Annotated in this window: 16 protein-coding genes; 10 read left to right on the top strand and 6 right to left on the bottom strand. The window is 64.9% G+C overall.

Annotated features, from left to right (window positions below; translation table 11 throughout):
- Positions 1-18: 18 nt before the first annotated feature.
- The gene (locus tag SCA01S_RS13535; RefSeq protein ID WP_022674665.1) at positions 19-324 is read left to right on the top strand and encodes a 2Fe-2S iron-sulfur cluster-binding protein; all 306 of its coding nucleotides are present in this window, start codon (positions 19-21) and stop codon (positions 322-324) included.
- A gap of 74 nt (positions 325-398) precedes the next feature.
- Here the strand turns inward: SCA01S_RS13535 and argC are convergent, their stop codons facing one another.
- From argC to SCA01S_RS13520, 3 genes are all read right to left on the bottom strand, one after another.
- Positions 399-1,328: an N-acetyl-gamma-glutamyl-phosphate reductase gene (gene argC, locus SCA01S_RS13530; protein WP_062786350.1), complete on the bottom strand. Its 930-nt coding sequence runs from the start codon at positions 1,326-1,328 to the stop codon at positions 399-401.
- Positions 1,325-1,693: an SH3 domain-containing protein gene (locus SCA01S_RS13525; RefSeq protein ID WP_054130598.1), complete on the bottom strand. Its 369-nt coding sequence runs from the start codon at positions 1,691-1,693 to the stop codon at positions 1,325-1,327. Before SCA01S_RS13525 ends, argC begins: the two co-directional genes overlap by 4 nt.
- Positions 1,694-1,775: 82 nt before the next feature.
- Positions 1,776-3,173, bottom strand: a complete 1,398-nt coding sequence (locus tag SCA01S_RS13520; RefSeq protein ID WP_062786452.1) for a leucyl aminopeptidase family protein — start codon at positions 3,171-3,173, stop codon at positions 1,776-1,778.
- 56 nt (positions 3,174-3,229) lie between these two features.
- On the opposite strand from SCA01S_RS13520, the gene SCA01S_RS13515 reads away from it, so the two are divergent.
- From SCA01S_RS13515 to SCA01S_RS13495, 5 genes are all read left to right on the top strand, one after another.
- Positions 3,230-4,096 carry a PdaC/SigV domain-containing protein gene (locus SCA01S_RS13515; protein WP_245652609.1) on the top strand — a complete coding sequence of 289 codons (867 nt, stop codon included), beginning with the start codon at positions 3,230-3,232 and terminating at the stop codon, positions 4,094-4,096.
- Positions 4,097-4,386: 290 nt separating this feature from the next.
- The gene (gene map / locus SCA01S_RS13510; RefSeq protein WP_062786344.1) at positions 4,387-5,217 is read left to right on the top strand and encodes a type I methionyl aminopeptidase; all 831 of its coding nucleotides are present in this window, start codon (positions 4,387-4,389) and stop codon (positions 5,215-5,217) included.
- Positions 5,218-5,509: 292 nt separating this feature from the next.
- Entirely contained in the window at positions 5,510-5,848 is a 339-nt protein-coding gene (locus SCA01S_RS13505) for a P-II family nitrogen regulator (protein ID WP_022676151.1), read from the top strand.
- A gap of 160 nt (positions 5,849-6,008) precedes the next feature.
- Positions 6,009-7,418 (top strand): type I glutamate--ammonia ligase, encoded by a 1,410-nt coding sequence (gene glnA, locus SCA01S_RS13500; RefSeq protein ID WP_022676152.1) that lies wholly within the window; start codon positions 6,009-6,011, stop codon positions 7,416-7,418.
- Positions 7,419-7,623: 205 nt separating this feature from the next.
- Positions 7,624-8,142: a CHAP domain-containing protein gene (locus SCA01S_RS13495; protein WP_022676153.1), complete on the top strand. Its 519-nt coding sequence runs from the start codon at positions 7,624-7,626 to the stop codon at positions 8,140-8,142.
- Between the two features lie 263 nt (positions 8,143-8,405).
- Here the strand turns inward: SCA01S_RS13495 and SCA01S_RS13490 are convergent, their stop codons facing one another.
- The gene (locus SCA01S_RS13490; RefSeq protein WP_062786341.1) at positions 8,406-10,697 is read right to left on the bottom strand and encodes a putative bifunctional diguanylate cyclase/phosphodiesterase; all 2,292 of its coding nucleotides are present in this window, start codon (positions 10,695-10,697) and stop codon (positions 8,406-8,408) included.
- Between the two features lie 199 nt (positions 10,698-10,896).
- Between SCA01S_RS13490 and SCA01S_RS22290 the strand changes: the two genes are divergently transcribed.
- Complete coding sequence (locus SCA01S_RS22290; protein ID WP_022676155.1) at positions 10,897-11,046, top strand: lmo0937 family membrane protein; 150 nt, start codon at positions 10,897-10,899, stop codon at positions 11,044-11,046.
- 150 nt (positions 11,047-11,196) lie between these two features.
- Positions 11,197-12,621, top strand: a complete 1,425-nt coding sequence (locus tag SCA01S_RS13485) for an aldehyde dehydrogenase family protein (RefSeq protein ID WP_054130603.1) — start codon at positions 11,197-11,199, stop codon at positions 12,619-12,621.
- Between the two features lie 66 nt (positions 12,622-12,687).
- Here the strand turns inward: SCA01S_RS13485 and SCA01S_RS13480 are convergent, their stop codons facing one another.
- Positions 12,688-13,155 carry a MarR family winged helix-turn-helix transcriptional regulator gene (locus SCA01S_RS13480; protein WP_062786449.1) on the bottom strand — a complete coding sequence of 156 codons (468 nt, stop codon included), beginning with the start codon at positions 13,153-13,155 and terminating at the stop codon, positions 12,688-12,690.
- Positions 13,156-13,351: 196 nt separating this feature from the next.
- Between SCA01S_RS13480 and SCA01S_RS13475 the strand changes: the two genes are divergently transcribed.
- On the top strand, positions 13,352-13,792 hold the full coding sequence (locus tag SCA01S_RS13475) for an organic hydroperoxide resistance protein (protein WP_062786338.1): 441 nt from the start codon (positions 13,352-13,354) through the stop codon (positions 13,790-13,792).
- A gap of 21 nt (positions 13,793-13,813) precedes the next feature.
- Here SCA01S_RS13475 and SCA01S_RS13470 read toward each other — a convergent pair whose 3' ends face one another.
- Positions 13,814-15,919, bottom strand: a complete 2,106-nt coding sequence (locus SCA01S_RS13470) for a tetratricopeptide repeat-containing sulfotransferase family protein (protein WP_084390994.1) — start codon at positions 15,917-15,919, stop codon at positions 13,814-13,816.
- A gap of 497 nt (positions 15,920-16,416) precedes the next feature.
- Between SCA01S_RS13470 and SCA01S_RS13465 the strand changes: the two genes are divergently transcribed.
- Entirely contained in the window at positions 16,417-18,840 is a 2,424-nt protein-coding gene (locus SCA01S_RS13465) for a TonB-dependent receptor (RefSeq protein ID WP_157088974.1), read from the top strand.
- The last annotated feature ends 29 nt before the right edge of the window (positions 18,841-18,869 follow it).

The following is an 18,869-nucleotide window of genomic DNA, read 5'->3' as shown; positions in this document are numbered from 1 at the left end:
CATGAGGAGCTTTAGACAATGCCGAAGCTTGTTGTCGTCGATCGTGCCGGTGCCGAAAAGGCCATCGAAGTGGATAGCGGCCTTACCGTGATGGAAGCCATCCGCGATAACGGCTTTGACGAATTGCTTGCCCTGTGCGGCGGGTGCTGCTCGTGCGCCACGTGCCATGTCTATGTCGATGATGGCGCCGACGCGCTGCCGACGATGAGCGAAGACGAGAACGACCTGCTCGACAGCTCGGACCACCGCACCGCCACGTCGCGCCTGTCGTGCCAGCTGCCGGTCGTCGATGGCCTCAAGGTCACCATCGCGCCGGAAGACTGATCTTTCGCGTGTTGACGTAAAAAAGGCGCCGGGGCATCGCTCCGGCGCCTTTTTTTGCGGATGAGGATCGCGAATTACAGCGACAGACCCGCGGTTTCCGGCAGGCCTGCCATCAGATTGAGCGTCTGCACCGCCGCGCCGCTGGCGCCCTTGCCCAGATTGTCGAGCCGGGCGACCAGGCGCGCCTGGGTGCCGTCCTTGCTGCCGATCACGCTGAGCGCAAGGCCGTCCCAAGCCTGGGCGCTGCGGCGCATCAGGAATTCGCCGTCGGTGGGCGCGCCTTGCGTGACGCTGACGATCGGGCTGCCGGCGTAGAATGCGGCCAATGCCTCGAACAGCGCCTGGGGCGATCCGGCCCCCGGCATCGCTTCGAGCGAGAGCGGCACTTCCACCACCATGCCGCGCAGCGCCGGCACCACCGCCGGGCTGAACAGCGGAGCGACCGAAAGACCGGCATAGGCAGTCATTTCCGGCACGTGCTTGTGCCCGAAGGCCAGGCCATAGCCGCGCCAGGCAATATCGGTATCGTCTTCGAAACGGGCGATCAGCGCCTTGCCGCCACCCGAATAGCCCGAAACGGCGTGCACCACATAGGGCCAGTTGGCCGGCAAAAGTCCGGCGCGCACCAGCGGTGCGACCAGGGCGATGAAGCCGGTGGGATAGCAGCCGGGATTGGACACGCGGCGTGCATTGGCCACGGCATCGCGGCTGATCACTTCGGGCAGGCCATAGGTCCAGCCCTCGGCCACGCGGTGCGCGGTGGAGGCATCGATCACCCGCGTGGTATCGTTGGCGATCATCGCCACGGCCGCGCGCGCGGCATCATCGGGCAGGCACAGGATCACCACGTCGGCGGCGTTGATCGCCTCGGCCCGGGCGCCATCATCCTTGCGGCGCGCTTCGTCCAGCGTGATCAGCGCAAATTCGCTGCGGCCGGCGAGCCGCTCGGCGATTTCCAGGCCGGTCGTGCCGGCGGCGCCATCGATGAAAACCTGCGTGGTCATGCTACCAACTCCAGCGCAGAAAGCGGCACATAGCCCACCAGGCCGCCTTCATCCGATGCCTGGCCCCAGGCCCAGCCGCCGGCCATGTCGAGCACGGCAAAGGTTTCGCCCGCCGGCAGTTGCGCGATGGCCTCGGCATCGCTGCGGCCGGCCTTGAGCAGGGCCGTTTCAGCGACCACGCGGTGCGGCATCGGCACGGCATAGTGCGGCACGAAGACGCGGCCAGCCAGGCGGACATGCGCCAGATCGCCCCGAACCGGCAGGCGCAGCGGATCGACCTTGGCCGAAGGGCCGGACAGAGCCAGTTCTCCCTCGGGCGCTACGGCCGGGGAAACGACAAGGGCAAGATCGGATTCGGCAGACAAGGCGGGTTCCCGGACATTCGCAAAGGCGCGCGCTTAGCCGCCCTTGCCCCGGGATTCAAGTTTTGCGCCATCCGCGCCGCGTTCAGCCCGCCGCGTAGCGCCCCTGCAGCAGGCCCCAGGCCGCGCGCAGGCCCAGCGCTTCACCACCCTTGGGCCGGCCCGGCTTGCCCACCGGGCGCCAGGCAAAGGTATCGAAATGCAGCCAATCGATCCCCTCGCCGACAAAGCGATCGAGGAACAGCGCCGCCACGCTGGCCCCGGCAAAACCATTGCTGGGCGAATTCTGCAGATCGGCGACATCGGATTTCAGCCATTCGCGATAGGCATCGTGCAGCGGCAACTGCCAGCACGGATCATCGCGCCCGATCCCGGCGGCGAGCAGAGCCTGCGCCGTCTCGTCGCGCCGGGCAAACATCGCGGGCAGATCGGGGCCAAGCGCCACCCGTGCCGCGCCGGTCAGCGTGGCAAAGTCGATCACCAGCTCGGGCTTGGCTTCGCTTGCACGGGTCAGCGCGTCGCCCAGCACCAGGCGCCCTTCGGCATCGGTGTTGGTCACTTCCACGCTCAAGCCCTGGCGCGTGCGCAGAATGTCTCCTGGGCGGAAAGCGTTGCCGGAAATGGCATTTTCCACTGCCGGGACCAGCAGATGCAACCGCACCGGCAGGTTTTGCCCCATGATCAGCCCGGCCAGCGCCAGGGCATGGGCCGCGCCGCCCATATCCTTTTTCATCAGCGCCATGCCCGAGGCCGGCTTGATATCGAGGCCGCCGGAATCAAAGCACACGCCCTTGCCCACCACGGCCACGCGGGGATGGCTTGGGTTCCCCCATTCCAGCTCGATCAGGCGCGGGGCATGGCTGCGCGCGGCGGCACGACCCACTGCGTGGACCATCGGATAGTCCCGCTCCAGTACGTCGCCGGCAATCACATGGATCGTGGCGTGGTGCGCCTTGGCCAGCGCGCGGGCTTCGGCCTCCAGTTGCGCCGGGCCCATGTCTTCGGCGGGGGTATTGACCAGATCACGCACCATGGTGACCGCCGCCGCTTCGGCCAGGGCCAGCGGCAGGGCGCGCACCGCGCTGGTCAGCAGCACGCGCGGGCCGGGCTCGCTGCCCTGGCTGCGATAGCGATCGAACCGGTATTGCGCGGTGACCCACCCATGCAGCGCGGGGGCAGCATCGCCCACGCCGGCCAGGCGATAGGTGCCGGCAGGCAGCCGCTCTGCCGCGCGGGCCAGGCACCAGGTGCCGAGCTTGGCGCGATCGGCGACGCCCGCCACCGCGATCCAGCCATCGCCATCCCCCTCGGGCACGACGGCCACCTCGCCGGCAGCGCCAGCAAAGGCTTGTGCGGTCAGCAGCGCGCGCGCCTGGCCGCTGCGGGCGCGCAGCCAATCGGGCATGCTCGCCTTGTCGACAATGTGCAGGGCAATCGCGCTCTGGTCGCGATCGGGCTGGATCAACGCGTTCTTGTCGGTCATCTTGGACCAGACCTTGGCGCAGGACGGCGCCAAGATCGAGAGGAAAATGCCCCGCGATGCCCCTTATGCCAGCCCCCCGCCACTCTGCCCTGCTGCCTGCCCTGATGACCCTGGCCATGCTTGCCGCCTGCAACCGCCAACCGGCAACGCCCGCCCCGGCCAGCCAGGCCGCGCCGGCCGACACGACCACGACCACGGCCACGGCCAGCGCCACCACCAGCCACGCCAGCGCCCAGGCAACGCAATCCTCCACCGCCGGGCATGCGGTGAAGGAAAGCACCGATGCCTATGAATTCAGCTATTCCTGGCCTGCCGCGTCCGATGCCCAGCCCGCCCTGCGTGCCCGGCTGGCAGCAGACGAGGCCAAGCAGCGCGCCACGCTCAAGCACGATGCCGAGCAGGGGCAGAAGGAAGCGGCGCGCGACAAATATCCGTTCCATGCCTTTGGCCATTGGCAGGAATGGCAGGTTGTCGCCGACTTGCCCGATTGGCTCAGCCTGTCGAGCCTGGTCGGCAACGACAGCGGCGGCGCCCATCCCAACTATGGCTATGCCGCGATCCTGTGGGACAAGCGCGCCGGCCAGGCCCGCAATGCGCTAGACCTGTTCACCGCCCGCGCCGCGCTCACCGGCGCGATCCACGCCGATTTCTGCAAGGCACTGGACGCGCAACGCGCCAAGAAGCGCGGCGGCCATGCCAGCCTGGGCGGCGACAGTGGCTTTGACGCCTGCGTCGATCCCTTGGCGCAGACGGTGATCCTGGGCTCGCGCGGCAAGAAGGCGTTCGACCGCATCGGCTTCCTGATCGCGCCCTATGAAGCCGGGCCTTATGCCGAGGGATCGTATGAAGTGACGCTGCCGGTCACGCCGGCGGTGCTGGCGGCCGTGAAGCCGGAATGGCGCGGGGCTTTTGCTGTGCAGTAAAGTGCGGCTCGCGACTACGGGGTTTGTTGCGCCGACAAAGAAGCTGGACCCCGGATCAAGTCCGGGGTGACGATAGTCTTTATGGTGATTTTTTCTTCGTCACCCCGGACTTGATCCGGGGTCCAGCTATCTGCTTTGCCAGCCTCATGCGATCTTCGCGCACAAAGCCACGTAGCGAAATGCCATCTTCGTGCCTTCGTGGCTTCGTGTGAAGATATCCTGCCAGCTGGGCAGCCTGCGCCGCACGATCCAACCTCGCAATTTCGCGCGCGCCCCGCTATATCGTGGCGATGACCGAATATGTGACCGTAGACGACACCGAAACCGTCCTGCGCGACGGAACGATCAAGCTCCATGGGCCCCCCGGGTTCGAGGGCATGCGCAAGGCCGGGCGCCTGGCGGCCGAAATCCTTGATGCCGTGGCGCCGCTGGTGCAGCCCGGCGTGACCACTGCCGCCATCGACGATGTCGTGCGGCAGATGACGCTCGACGCCGGCGCGGTGCCGGCGACGCTGGGCTATCGCGGCTATGCGCATTCGTGCTGCATCTCGATAAACCATGTGGTGTGCCACGGCATTCCGTCGGACAAGACCTTCAAGGACGGCGACATCGTCAATATCGACGTGACGCCGCTGCTCGATGGCTGGCACGGCGATACCAGCCGGATGTATCTGGTTGGTGACGTGCCGTTGAAGGCGCGCCGCCTGGTCGACGTGACCTATGAGTGTCTAATGATCGGCATCGAGCAGGCCAAGCCCGGCGCGCGGCTGGGCGATATCGGCGCGGCGATCCAGGCCCATGCCGAAAAGCAGCGCTATGGCGTGGTTCGCGATTTCTGCGGGCACGGCCTGGGCCGCCTGTTCCACGATGCGCCCGAAGTGGTGCACGCCGCGCGCGCCGGCACTGGCCCGGTGCTCAAGCCCGGCATGTTCTTCACGATCGAACCGATGATCAATCTGGGCAAGCCCGCCGTGAAGATCCTCGACGATGGCTGGACGGCCGTCACGCGCGACCGTTCGCTGTCTGCTCAGTTCGAGCATTCGATCGGCATCACCGAAGACGGCTGCGAGATTTTCACCACCAGCCCCAAAGGCCTGCACAAGCCGCCTTACGCCGCCTGATCTCACGCTCTGCCCAGGCAGGAGCTGCCCAAAAAACAGGCAGCCCCTGCCTTTTATTTAAGCACTTTTCCGTCGCATCTGCGCAACAACCCGCATGATTTTGCACAGGGTTGGGTTGCATTCTTTCTTTCCCCCTGAATTTCCCGCTTTCGCACCGGGCGGCAATGGCCTAGGGCACTGTGCTTAACAGTGGCACGATTCTTGTTAGGATCGGGTCTGCGGACACGAGGAACATGCGCCTGCCCACACTTTCGTGGTGCAGCGCTGCATCAGGTGCAGGGGTCAGGAACCGGTGAAGAAGATCGAAGCGATCATCAAACCCTTCAAGCTCGACGAAGTGAAGGAAGCGCTGCACGAAATCGGCGTTTCGGGCATCACCGTGACCGAAGCCAAGGGTTTCGGCCGCCAGAAGGGCCATACCGAGCTCTATCGCGGCGCGGAATACGTCGTCGATTTCCTGCCCAAGGTGAAGCTTGAGGTTGTCGTGGCCGACGCCCTGGTGGAGCGTGTGGTGGAAGCCGTGGCGGCTGCTGCACAGACCGGCCGCATCGGCGATGGCAAGATCTTCGTGATCCCCATCGAAAGCGCCCTGCGCATCCGCACCGGCGAACGCGACAACGACGCGATCTGAACGAATTTCGCCGCAGCGTGCGCCTGGTCTCCACCCTGGGTGGAGGGCAGACCGGCGGTGCGGCGGGTGAAGCGGGGGTGGCCTTGGGACGGGCGGCCTCCTTTTCCAACCACCCCTGAAGCCCGCGTCTTTATCCAGCGGGCAAACAGAAGGACCAGCGATGGCAAGTGCAAAGGACATCCTCGCCCGTATCAAGGAAGAGGAAATCGAGTGGGTTGATCTCCGCTTCACCGACCCCAAGGGCAAGTGGCAGCACCTCACCATGGTGTCGTCGGTCCTGGGCGAAGACGAACTGGAAGACGGCCTGATGTTCGACGGCTCGTCGATCGAAGGCTGGAAGGCCATCAACGAGTCGGACATGATCCTCAAGCCCGACCTCGACTCGGTCTATGTCGATCCGTTCTCGGCCACGCCGATGCTGATCATCAACTGCGACATCGTCGAACCGTCGACCGGCGAACTCTATTCGCGCGATCCGCGTTCGACCGCCAAGCGCGCCGAAGCCTTCCTCAAGTCGACCGGCATCGGTGACACCGTCTATGTCGGCCCGGAAGCGGAATTCTTCCTGTTCGACGACGTCAAGTTCTATGACGGCTATGACGGCAACGGCTTCAAGATCGACGACATCGAGCTGCCGACCAACTCGAACAAGGACTACGAAGCCGGCAACCTGGCGCACCGTCCGCGTGCCAAGGGTGGCTACTTCCCCGTCGCCCCGGTCGACAGCTGCGTCGACATCCGCGGCGAAATGGTTTCGACCATGCTCGAAATGGGCCTGCCCTGCGACAAGCACCACCACGAAGTGGCCGCCGCGCAGCACGAACTGGGCCTGACCTTCGGCACCCTGGTGCAGACGGCCGACCGCATGCAGATCTACAAGTACGTCGTGCAGCAGGTCGCGCAGGCCTATGGCAAGACGGCCACGTTCATGCCCAAGCCAATCATGAAGGACAACGGCTCGGGCATGCACACCCACATCTCGATCTGGGATTCGGGCAAGCCCCTGTTCGCTGGCAATGGCTACGCCGGCCTGTCGGACATGTGCCTGTACTTCATCGGTGGCGTGATCAAGCACGCCAAGGCGCTGAACGCGTTCACCAACCCCACCACCAACAGCTACAAGCGCCTGGTGCCGGGTTATGAAGCGCCGGTGCTGCTGGCCTATTCGGCCCGCAACCGTTCGGCCTCGTGCCGCATCCCCTATGGCGCCGGCGCCAAGGCCAAGCGCGTGGAATTCCGTTTCCCCGACGCGATGGCCAACCCCTACCTCGCCTATGCCGCGCTGCTGATGGCTGGCCTCGACGGGATCAAGAACAAGATCCACCCGGGCGAAGCCATGGACAAGAACCTCTACGATCTGCCGCCGGCCGAACTCGCCGCCGTGCCGACCGTGTGCGGTTCGCTGCGCGAAGCGCTGGACTCGCTGGCCGCTGACCACGACTTCCTGCTCGATGGCGGCGTGTTCACCAAGGACCAGATCGAAAGCTACATCGAACTCAAGTGGCCCGAAGTGTTCCGTTGGGAAACCACGCCTTCGGCCGTCGAATTCGACATGTACTACAGCTCGTAAGCGAGCTGGCCTTGCCGCAGCGATGCGGCAGGCACGAAAGACAGACGCCCGGACCCAAGCGGTCCGGGCGTTTTTCGTGTCCGCCATGCTGCATTGCGAAAGTTATCCACAGCCAGGATGAATGCAGGATAAACGGCCCGGCGCGAGCGGTGAAGCGTGGGAACCCCCGGTTCCAGAATCCGCCGCAAACCCTAAGGTGCAGGCCATGCTTCGCACCGCACTCACCGCCCTGGCCGCCTTCGCTTCGCTTGCTGCACTGCCGAACGTGGCCCATGCCCGGCTCCAGTGCGTGACCTATGCCCGCCAGGTTTCCGACGTTCAGCTTTCGGGCAATGCGCGCGATTGGTGGGGCAATGCGGCTGGCACCTATGCCCGCGGGCAAGAGCCCAAGGCCGGTGCCGTCCTCGCATTCCGCGCTTCACACTCCATGCCCTATGGCCACGTCGCCGTGGTCAGCAAGGTGGTCGATGCCCGCCACGTGATGATCAACCATGCCAACTGGTCGCGCCCTGGCATGGTCGAACGCGGCGTGATGGCGGTTGACGTGTCGGCCGCTGGTGACTGGTCGGAAGTGCGCGTATGGTACGGCCCGACCCAATCGCTCGGCATGCGCCCCTCGCCCGCCTTCGGCTTCATCTACCCCCACGGCGCCCCCGCCAGCGCCGCCCCGGTTACCCAGACCGCCGCGATCGAATTGGCCATGGTGGACAAGGCGCAGGGCTGAACGCTCCGCGCTACGCCGAAGCAACAAAGCCGCCCGTTTCGGGCGGTTTTTTGTTGGGCGGAGCCGATTAGGTAGCGGGACCCCGGATCAAGTCCGGGGTGACGATAAGTAAATATATTCGTTGAAAATCTTCGTCACCCCGGACTTGATCCGGGGTCCCGCTATTCTGCGCCAGGCACTGGCCAAGCGCATGGTCTGCACTCCCCCTCCGACGGACCTGCGGTCCGCCACCTCCCCCACGGTGTGAGGAAGGATCCGGGGTGTCAGATCGCCTGCTGCATGTGCTGGGCGGCGTTGCGGGCCAAAAGAGCGCAGGCCTGATCGGCCGGCAGCGCGGGCCAGAACAGATGCCCTTGCACGAACTCGCACCCGGCGGCGTGGACCAGGCGGCGTTGCAGCTCGGTTTCCACCCCTTCGGCCACCACTTTCATGCGCAGGGTCTGCCCCAGCGCGACGATTGCCCCCAGGATCGATTGCGCATCGAGGTCGCTTTCGATGTTCTGCACGAACGAGCGATCGATCTTGATGCGGTCGAACTGGAACGAGCGCAGGTAGCTCAGCGAGGAATAGCCGATGCCGAAATCATCGAGCGCGATGCGGAAGCCCATGTCCTGAAGCGTCGTGAGCGTTTGCGCCACATGGTCGCTGCGATCGAGCATCACGCCCTCGGTCACTTCCAGGATCACTCGCTGCGGCGAGATGCCGGTTTCCTGCACCAACGCCGCGATCGTTTCGATAAAGCCCTGGGCCATGATCTGGATCGGCGAAAGATTGATCGAGATATCGGCGGCAGGCCAGTGCCGGCACTGCATGAACACACGGCGCAGCATCCAGGTGCCCAGCGGCACCATCAGCCCGGATTGTTCGGCAATCGGCACGAACACGCCCGGCCCGATATCGCCGCGCTCGGGGTGCGGCCAGCGCAACAGCGCCTCGAACCCTTCGATCTGCCACGTGGCGAGATCGACGATCGGCTGGAAGTGCGCCTCCAGTTCGTCGTTGGCGATGGCGCGGCGCAGTTCCAGCTCCAGTTCGCGCGCCAGCCGCTCGGTGGCGTCCATGCCGTTGGTATAGCAGCGATAGCGCGCGCGGCCGCCCTGCTTGGCCCGGTAGAGCGCGATATCGGCGCGGCGCAGCAGTTCGGCGGCATCGTCGGTTTGCCCCGGCCCCCAGCTGATCCCGCATGAGCATGTCACGCCCAGGCTGTGCCCGGCGATGATGAACGGATCGGCCATCAGGCCCACGATCTGCCGCCCCAGCGCATTGGCCGCACCCAGCCCGCCCGTGGTGCGCCGCAGGACCACGAACTCGTCGCCGCCAAACCGTGCGATGAGATCAGTCTGCAGCAATCCGTCGCGCAGGCGCTGCGCCACCTGGGTGACCAGTTCGTCGCCCACATGGTGCCCCATCGTGTCGTTCACGGTCTTGAACGCATCGAGATCGATATAGCCCACGAACACGTCGCCCTGGCCGCCCGCCTGACGCTGGCGGTTGGCATCGGCCAGTTCCTCGCGCAGGCGTTCGGCAAAGTGCAGGCGATTGGCCAGGCCAGACATGGGATCATGCAGTGCGTTGTATTGCGCCTGGGCTTCGCTCAACTGCAGATGCTGCGTGGTGGCGCGCATACGCCGCACGATCATCACGCCACCGGCCAACACCGCCAGGAACAGGAAAATCCAGGTGGCGAGCAGCGGCGCCGTGCCACGCCAGATGGCTGGCCCAGGCAATTGCGGGGTCCACACGAAGAAGCCCACCCGCGTGCCATCGGCGCTGAAGCGCGGCAGGGAATTGACCGTGCTCAGCGGCGGCAGCGTGCGCACGAAGTGAAAATCGGGCAGCAGCAGATCGGCCGCCAGCGCGTGCAGCACGCGATCATCGACCAGGCGCAGCGAAACGAGATAGCGCGGCTCGGTCGTGAGCAACGCATAGTTCCGATCGGGTACGATGGCCGCGGCGGTCAACAGCATCAGCCGGCCGTCATGCCAAACCAGCGACGACCCCCACCGTGAAAGCGGCGCGCCGCGCGCATCGAACGGCCACAGCGCCCCGCCCACGCGGCGAAACTGCGCCACCTGGCCATAGACGCGGCGGTTGCTGCGCGCCTGGGACAAAACCGATTCCACCTGCCAGCGCGCCTTGGCATAGGGATAGTCGGGCATCACCTGGCCATGCCGCCAGCCGCGCACCAGCGTGCCGTTGGGTTCGACCAGCATGGTCTCTTCGGCGCCCTGGTTGGTCCACGGGAACACGCCCAGTTCGCGGTCCATCCATGGCAGATCAGTGTGCCGCACGGCATGCTGGACCGAATCATCCCACACCAGTTGCCCGGTCTGGCCGATGATTACCGTACGCACCCGCGTATCGAGATAGCGCGCGACCATCTCGCGCTCATCCTTGCGGGTAAAGGCGTCGACCACATGGATGGAATGATTGAGCGCTGCCATTAGCGCGCCCGACAAGGCCAGCAGTGCCGCGAACGTGGCACCGACAATCCAGCCCGTGCGCTGTTCCTCGCTCAACCTCGTGTCCCCCGGCCCGTGGATCTGGCGCGTCACGCACCAACCACTTGGGAAGCGTGGAGGAATATTACCAATAAATGGTTAGCGCCCGCCCCAAGCCTACGGTGAATCGCCTATTCCCGACGATTTTCAAATTCGGGAACCAGCCCTTTGGTGCACCGTTTACCAGCCACACAAGGATGCCAATCCGCGCCACCGCCACAGGCGGGGCGCCACCCGTTCCAGGAGCCCCGCCATGCTTTTGACCATCGCTCTCGTTCTGCTCGTGCTTTGGGCGCTGGGCGTCTTCGCCTTCAAGGTGACCGCCGGCGTCATCCACATTCTGCTGGTGCTCGCCCTGATCATCGGTCTGGTGCAGCTGTTTACCGGCCGCCGAACCGTCTAACGGACGCGCGTTTCGGGTTTCACGCCGTGCACAACCGTTTGGTCGTGCACGGCGCGAAACCCTATCCATTCTGCACAAACCCTCCGCTTGCCATCGCCGCCTGCGCTCCCTAAAAGTTAGCTTACCTAACTTATTGATTGGAGAAGCGCGATGCGCGAACGCCTTCAGCATTATATCGATGGCCAATGGGTCAACAGCCAGGGCGGCCGCCGCCACGAGGTGATCAACCCGGCGACGGAAGAACCCTGCGCCGCGATCACGCTCGGCACTGCTGCAGACGTTGACGCTGCCGTGGCCGCTGCGCGCCGCGCCTTCAAGACCTTCAGCCGGACGACTCGCGAAGAGCGCCTTGCGCTGCTCGACCGCGTCGTTGCGGAATACAAGAAGCGCATCCCCGATCTGGCCCACGCCATGGCCGAGGAAATGGGCGCGCCGTTGAGCTTTGCCAGCACGGCCCAGGTTGGCGCCGGAATCGGTGGCTTCATGGGGACCATCGCGGCCCTCAAGAACTTCCAGTTCGTGGAAGACAATGGCGCCTTCAAGGTGGCCCACGAGCCGATCGGCGTGGTCGGCCTGATCACCCCATGGAACTGGCCGCTTAACCAGATCGCGCTCAAGGTGGCGCCAGCTCTGGCCGCCGGCAACACCATGGTGCTCAAGCCTTCGGAAGAATGCCCCACCTGCGCCGCCATTCTCGCTGAAATCATGGACGCCGCCGGCGTGCCGGCAGGCGTGTTCAACCTGGTTCAGGGCGATGGCCCCGGTGTGGGCACGGCGATCAGCAGCCATCCCGATATCGACATGGTCAGCTTCACCGGCTCAACCCGCGCCGGCATCATGGTGGCCAAGGCGGCGGCCGACACGGTCAAGCGCGTGCACCAGGAACTGGGTGGCAAGTCGCCCAACCTCGTGCTGCCCGATGCCGATTTTGCCAGCCAGCTGCCGGCGACCGCCTCTGGCCCGCTGGTCAATTCGGGGCAAAGCTGCATCTCCCCCACGCGCATCCTTGTCCCGCGTGAACGCCAGGCCGAGGCCGCCGCGTTCGTCAAGGCAATGTATTCCGCCGCCAAGGTCGGCAATCCGCTGGAGGAAGGCAGCCACCTCGGCCCGGTGGTCAACAAGGCGCAGCACGACAAGATCCGCGACCTGATCCAGTCGGCGATCGACGAAGGCGCCACGCTGGAATGCGGCGGCCCTGACCTGCCGGCCGAGGTCAACCGCGGCTATTACATTGCGCCCACGCTGTTTTCCAATGTCACGCCGGACATGCGCATTGCCAAGGAAGAGATCTTTGGCCCGGTGGCGACGATCATCCCCTATGACAGCCTGGACGAGGCGATCGAGATCGCCAACGACACCAGCTATGGCCTTTCAGCCTGCATCACCGGCGATCCGGCCAAGGCGGCAGACGTGGTGCCGGCCCTGCGCGCCGGCATGGTGGCGATCAACAACTGGGGCCCCACTCCCGGCGCCCCGTTCGGCGGCTACAAGCAATCGGGCAATGGCCGTGAAGGCGGGCTCTATGGCCTGAAGGACTTCATGGAAATGAAAGCGATCAGCGGCTTGCCTGCGTGATCTGCATTCCGGCCAGAGCCACGCGTGATCGTGCGGCTCTGGCCATGCCAACACCAGCCGGGGATTTCAGGTGGTCGACTTGCGCAGTTCGCTGCCCAGCCGGTCGATCGCCGCCTTCATCTGCTGCAAATCGCCCAAGGGCATGTCGAGCGCGGACAGCACATCGAGCGGCACGCATTCCACCTGGGCCACCACCTCTGCGCCGGCCGGAGCGAGCGCCACGCGAACCACGCGCTCATCCTCCGCGTCACGCCGGCGCACCACCAGCCCGGCAGCCTCCATCCGCTTGAGCAGCGGCGTGAGCGTGTTGGATTCCAGGAACAGGACTTCGCCCAGTTCGCCCACGGTGCGGTCTTCCGCCTGGGCCAGGGCCACCAGCACCAGATATTGCAGATAAGTGAGGCCGTGGGGCGCCAGCAGCTGCTTGTAGAGCCGGTTGAACGCCAGTTGCGCCGCATAGACCGAAAAGCACAGCATGTTGGCAAAGGGTTTGTCAGCCGTGCCGGTGGCCAAGGGTGGTCCGCCGGCCGCCATCTGTGCCGCCAGCTCGGCAGCCGCCTGGGGGCCGGAAAGCGCGGTATCGAGCGGGTCTGACGGGGTCTGTTCCATATCGACAAGATAAATCGCGTGCGATCAAATCGCAAGTGCTTGACCTTTCCGCGCGACTCACCTATTTAGGTCGTACACGATTTAATCGTTTTCGATATTAAACCGCGAAAGGAACTCTGTCATGTCGATCAAGCCGCTTTACACCGCCCATGCCAAGGCCACTGGTGGCCGCGATGGCCGCGCCACGATTGCCGAAGACGGCGTGAACAATGGCCTGGACATCACGCTGGCCACGCCCAAGGAACTGGGTGGCAATGGCGCCGGCAACAACCCCGAACAGCTGTTCGCCGCCGGCTATGCCGCCTGCTTTATCGGCGCGATGAAGTTCGCAGCCAGCCAGGACAAGGCCCTGCCCCGCGTTCCGGCTGACATCGCGGTGGATTCGGCCGTCGGCATCGGCCCGCGCAGCGATGGCGGCTTTGGCCTGACTGTGGCCCTGACCGTGCACCTGCCCGGTGTCGATCGCGCCGCAGCCGAAGCGCTGGTGGCCAGGGCCGATGAAATCTGCCCCTACAGCCACGCCACGCGCGGCAACATCGATGTGACGCTCAGCGTCGCCTGATGTGCACGGCGGCCGGCGGGGTCACCATCCCGCCGGCACGTCGGGATAGCTGTCGAGCACCGGGCCAAGCGCCGCGCGCAGCGGATCGAGCCAGGGCTCGAACCGCTTCCAGTGCTCCACCGCATCGGTATAGATCGGCTGGCGCACCTGCTCCGAACTGGCGGTGCGCACGGCGCGGCGATTTTGCCAGAACGCCAGGCAACCTTCTTCGAACGGCACCCCCACCGCACCCAGCAAGGCCCGCACCTGGCCCGGCGTATCGGCCACCATTGCTTCATAAATCACACGGTGCACCGCGCCGGGTATGGCCCGATCGAACGCGGCCATCTGCCGCACATAGGCGGCATAGTAGTGCCCGATCTCGCTCAGGTCATAACTGAACACCTGGCCGCGGGCGAAATACTGCTTCCACCCCGAAAAGCAGCAGCCGAGCGGATGGCGCCGCGCATCGATCACCGTCGCATTGGGCAGGATCAGGCGGATCAGCCCCACATGCTGCCAATTGTTGGGCATCTTGTCGACGAAGTAGGGACGATCGGTCTTGCGGTGGATGCGCGTGCGCTCGATATATTCCTCGCCCATCCGGCGGCAATCGTCCGATCCAAGCGCGGCGAGCAGCGCTGCCATGTCGGCAAACTCGCCCCCTTCGCCGTCATTGGCATCCACCCGTGATTGCAGGCGGTCGGCAATCAGCATCATGTCGGGCAGTTCCATCGTGCCCTCGATCTGCGAATGGCTGGCCAGGATCTGCTCCACCAGCGTCGATCCGCTGCGCGGCAGGCCCACCACGAAGATGGGATCGGCGGCCGGGCAGCCCCAGCTGGCCCGCTCTGCCAGAAACTTAGGCGTGAACAGGGCGGCATGGCGATCGACCGCGGCGGCGGTGCGCGCCGGATCATAATCCAGCACGCTGCGGCGCAGGGCATTGCCGCGCGCATAATGGGCAAAGGCGCTTTCGGCAGCGGCGGGATCGTCGCGGCTCAGGTCTTCAAAGGCCTTGCCCAGGGCAAAGTGCATCTGCGCCACATCTTCGGCACGCTCATCCCCCACAGCATCGTGAGGCAGGGCCGCGCGCATCGCGGCGATATCGGCCTGTTCCAGTCGCACGGTCTTGAGGTTGGCCAGGCTCCACCACGCCTCTCCCGTTGCCGGATCGAGCGCGGCGGCGCGGCGATAGGCCTCGATCGCGGCGGCCTGGTTGCCGATGGTCTTTTCAACGTGGCCGAGATTGAGCCACACCCGTGGCCGCCCAGGATCGCGCGCCAGGATGGCACGATAGAGATCGCGCGCGCCCTCCTGGTCACCAATGCGCACCAGCAACGAGGCCTTGAGCATGGCATGGCCGCCATGCTCGGGATCATCGGCCACCAGGCGGCTGGCATGGTCCAGCGCCTCGGCCACATCGGGCCCCATGGCCAGGATGCGCACCAGCAATTCACGTGCCGCCACGAAAGCGGGCGCGCGCGCCACGGCGGCACGCAGCAGCGGCAGCGCCGCCTCGATCTCTCCCTGCCGCCACAGCACCTCGCCCAGCAGGCGCAGCGCGGCAGGATCGGTGGGGATCATCGCCAGGCGCGCGCGGACATGGGTTTCCGCCTCGTCCAGCCGCCCTTCCCCCATGGCCAGGGCGGCCCGCAGCAGCACGGGGTCCTTGGCCGCAGCCTCGATACCGGCAACTTCGGCCTGGCCGGCGCCGGCTTCGTCACCGCTGGCGCGCAGCAGCGTGGCGAGCGCCTGCCAGACATGGGCCAGATCAGGCTTGAGCGCCACGGCCCGGCGCAATTGCGCCATCGCTGCGGCGTCTTCGCCCAAGGCCGCAAGCGTCAGCCCCAGTTCGGCCGCCGCAGCTGCCGCGCGCGGCTGGCTTGCCACCAGCGCGGCAAGCACGCCGCGCGCCTCGGCCAGGTGGCCCAGCACGCGCAGGGCCTGGCCTTCGAGCAGAATGGCGTGAGGGTGGCCCGGCACCGCGCGCAGGATCTCGCGCGCCTGCGCCAGCGCCAGCGCGGGCTGGCGCGCCATCAGGCGGGCCGCATGGCCCAGCGCCGCATCAACCGTTCCGCTGGCCGAACCACCCGCATCAGCAGGTGCGGTTCCCACGCCATGCCGGCCGGCCACGTCATTTGCCATCACAGATCCTGCCTTGCGGTTTTGCCCCGATCAACATGACCGGAAACATGACATGCCCGCGCGATTACGCAACTGCGAACAGCTCGTCCCCCAGACCGGCTCAATCGCCCGCACAATCTGCGATGCCAGATCGCTGAATTTTGTTGACAGCCGGCGTTTTGCTGGCACTATCCGCAACAAGATAGTGATTGAGACCGCGCCGCATCGCGGCACAATTGTGTAGAATCAACAGCTTGCAATCGCTGCGCTGCAATGCCGCAGATCACTCGCGCTGTTGGCGGCATGGCGCGCCACGGCAATCGGGCGCCGCAAGGGTTTGATCGCACAGGTGCGCAAATCGGCACGGCGACTGCACAAAAAGCGGCATAATTACAACACCGCCGCCAAGATCATCACCAAACGATAATCATAAAAACGAGCGTTCGCAGGAAGACGGCAGAAAAAGAACTTCAGGCCATCAGGGGGCATGAACAATGGTGTTTGAACAACGGTCGCAGATGAGGCGTGCACTGGGTATTCTCGGCGCCTCGACCGTCCTTTCCAGCATGGCGCTGCCGGTTGCGGCCTTGGCCCAGTCGGCACCCGCGCCCGCCCCGGCCCCCGATGCGGCCGCTGCAGACAATGGCACCGGCGGCCTTGGCGAAATCGTGGTCACCGCCACGCGCAAGGCCGAAAGCGTGCAGAAGGTGCCGATCTCGATCCAGGCGCTGGGCGCGGAAAAGCTGGAACAGCACCAGGTCAGCACTTTCGCAGATTACGCCGGCATGCTGCCCTCGGTCAGCTTTTCCGGGCTCGGGCCAGGGCAGAGCGAAGTCTATTTCCGCGGCATTGCCGTGGATGGTGGCGCACTGTCGACCAGCGGCACCTATCTCGATGACGTGCCGATTTCGCAGCCGGGGCGGATGCCCGAAGTGCACATCTACGATATCGAGCGGGTCGAGGCGCTGTCGGGCCCGCAAGGGACGCTCTATGGCGCCGGCTCGCTGGCGGGCACGCTGCGCATCATCACCAACAAGGCCAAGATCGGCAAGTTCGAGGCCGGCACCGATGTGCAGGTCGATGCCTATGGCAAGGGCGCGGCCGGGGCGATGGTCGAAGGCTTCGTCAACATCCCGGTGAACGAACACATCGCCGTGCGCATGATGGGCTTCTACGATCACGAGGGCGGCTACATCGACAACACCCACGGCACGTACACCTATCAGTTGGGCGATGATGATCCCAACACGACCTATACCGTGGACAACGCCACGCTGGTGCAGAAGAACTACAATCCGGTCGATAGCTATGGCGGTCGCGTCAACGCCACGATCGAGGCGGGCGACTGGAAGCTCTATCCTTCCGTCACCTATCAGTATCTCGATGCCAAGGGCTTCTTCAACTATGATCCGCGCGTCGGCGATCTGCAGGTGCACGATTACAGCCCGACCGAAAATGTCGACAAGTGGGTCCAGGCCTCGCTGACCATCCAAGGCAAGATCGGCGATTTCGACCTGGTGTCCTCGTCGGGCTATTTCCGCCGCAAGATCCACAATACCAGCGACTACACCTATTACTCGGTCCACTATGACCAGCTTGGCCCCGGCTATGAAAACTACCTCAAGTTCCGTGACAAGAGCGGCAACTTCATCAACCCGACGCAGTCCTATATCGGCCGCCTGACCCAAACCAAGGTGACGCAGGAACTGCGCCTTTCGGTGCCCAAGGAATGGGGTTTCGACCTGACCGTAGGCGGCTTCTTCCAGTTCCAGAAGATGGCCCAGGACGACGATTACCAGATCCCCGGCCTGAGCCAGATCGACCTCGCCACCTCATGCGCCGATGGCTGCCAGTGGAACCCGGCGATCAAACGCGACGCGTTCTACAACCAGGATCTCAACCAGCGATTCCGCGACTATGCGGTGTTTGCCGAAGGCACCGTGCCGATCACCTCGCAGATCAAGTTGACCGGCGGCATCCGCGTGTTCAAGGCCAACAACTCGGTCTATGGATTCAGCGGCGTCGCCAGCCAGGCGCTTAAACTTGGCTGTACCGTGCCGTTCCCGGCCGACCAGCGGTTTTCCTGCGTCAACAACAACAAGCCAGCCTACAACGAGACCGGCGAAACCCACAAGGCGAGCGTCACCTGGCAGGTCACGTCCGACAAGATGGTCTATGCCACCTATTCCACCGGGTTCCGCCCTGGCGGCACCAACCAGTTGCCAGAGATGGGCACTTACAAGGCCGATCGGCTGGCCAATTACGAAGTGGGCGTCAAGACCAGCTGGAACAACAAGCTGCGCTGGAACGCGGCGGTCTATTATGAAAAGTGGACCGGTGTGCAATACACCGTCATCCCGCTGGGCTTTTTCGGCAATGGCGGCACGGTCAATGCCGGCGCGGCGCGGGTGTTCGGCATCGAATCCGATTTCGATCTCAAGCTCGGGCAGTTCACGATCAGCGGTTCCGGGTCATACAACGATGCCAAGCTGACGCAGGATTTCTGCGTGCTCGACCCTGCCACCCTCACCCCGATCAGCGATTGCACCGGCAAGCCTGACGAGATCGCCGCCGCCAAGGGCACGCGCCTGCCGCGCCAACCCCGCTTCAAGGGCCAGCTTTCGGCGCGGTATGAAGGCGATCTGGGCTCGCTCAACGATTTCGCGCAAGTGACCATGCACGCCCAGACGCTGTCGACCTCCAACCTCGACACCTACAAGAACAGCCTCTTGGGCAACACGCCGGGCTTCGTCAGCTTCGATTTCTCCACCGGCGTGTCGAAGGACAACTGGACGCTGACGGCCTTCATCGAAAACGTGTTCGATCGCCGTGGCGAGCTGTCCAAGAACACGTTCTGCGCGATCGAATACTGCTCGGGCTCTTCGCGCACCATGCCGATCAAGCCTCAGTATTTCGGGCTGAAATATTCCATGCGCTATTGACGCGGCGCTCTCGCCAACCGCTAGGCGGC

It is taken from the genome of Novosphingobium capsulatum NBRC 12533 (genome assembly GCF_001598375.1).
In the GTDB taxonomy this organism is placed as follows: domain Bacteria; phylum Pseudomonadota; class Alphaproteobacteria; order Sphingomonadales; family Sphingomonadaceae; genus Novosphingobium; species Novosphingobium capsulatum.
Note: the sequence above shows the minus strand (reverse complement) of the source record. Positions and strands in the feature narration are given on the sequence as shown.

What these genes read in the sequence shown, in the direction of transcription:
- SCA01S_RS13535 (WP_022674665.1), top strand. Translation starts at nt 19, where the DNA reads ATGCCGAAGCTTGTTGTCGTCGATCGTGCCGGTGCCGAAAAGGCCATC.
- argC (WP_062786350.1), bottom strand. Translation starts at nt 1,328, where the DNA reads ATGACCACGCAGGTTTTCATCGATGGCGCCGCCGGCACGACCGGCCTG.
- SCA01S_RS13520 (WP_062786452.1), bottom strand. Translation starts at nt 3,173, where the DNA reads ATGACCGACAAGAACGCGTTGATCCAGCCCGATCGCGACCAGAGCGCG.
- SCA01S_RS13515 (WP_245652609.1), top strand. Translation starts at nt 3,230, where the DNA reads ATGCCCCTTATGCCAGCCCCCCGCCACTCTGCCCTGCTGCCTGCCCTG.
- map (WP_062786344.1), top strand. Translation starts at nt 4,387, where the DNA reads ATGACCGAATATGTGACCGTAGACGACACCGAAACCGTCCTGCGCGAC.
- glnA (WP_022676152.1), top strand. Translation starts at nt 6,009, where the DNA reads ATGGCAAGTGCAAAGGACATCCTCGCCCGTATCAAGGAAGAGGAAATC.
- SCA01S_RS13495 (WP_022676153.1), top strand. Translation starts at nt 7,624, where the DNA reads ATGCTTCGCACCGCACTCACCGCCCTGGCCGCCTTCGCTTCGCTTGCT.
- SCA01S_RS22290 (WP_022676155.1), top strand. Translation starts at nt 10,897, where the DNA reads ATGCTTTTGACCATCGCTCTCGTTCTGCTCGTGCTTTGGGCGCTGGGC.
- SCA01S_RS13485 (WP_054130603.1), top strand. Translation starts at nt 11,197, where the DNA reads ATGCGCGAACGCCTTCAGCATTATATCGATGGCCAATGGGTCAACAGC.
- SCA01S_RS13480 (WP_062786449.1), bottom strand. Translation starts at nt 13,155, where the DNA reads ATGGCGGCCGGCGGACCACCCTTGGCCACCGGCACGGCTGACAAACCC.
- SCA01S_RS13475 (WP_062786338.1), top strand. Translation starts at nt 13,352, where the DNA reads ATGTCGATCAAGCCGCTTTACACCGCCCATGCCAAGGCCACTGGTGGC.
- SCA01S_RS13470 (WP_084390994.1), bottom strand. Translation starts at nt 15,919, where the DNA reads ATGGCAAATGACGTGGCCGGCCGGCATGGCGTGGGAACCGCACCTGCT.
- SCA01S_RS13465 (WP_157088974.1), top strand. Translation starts at nt 16,417, where the DNA reads ATGAGGCGTGCACTGGGTATTCTCGGCGCCTCGACCGTCCTTTCCAGC.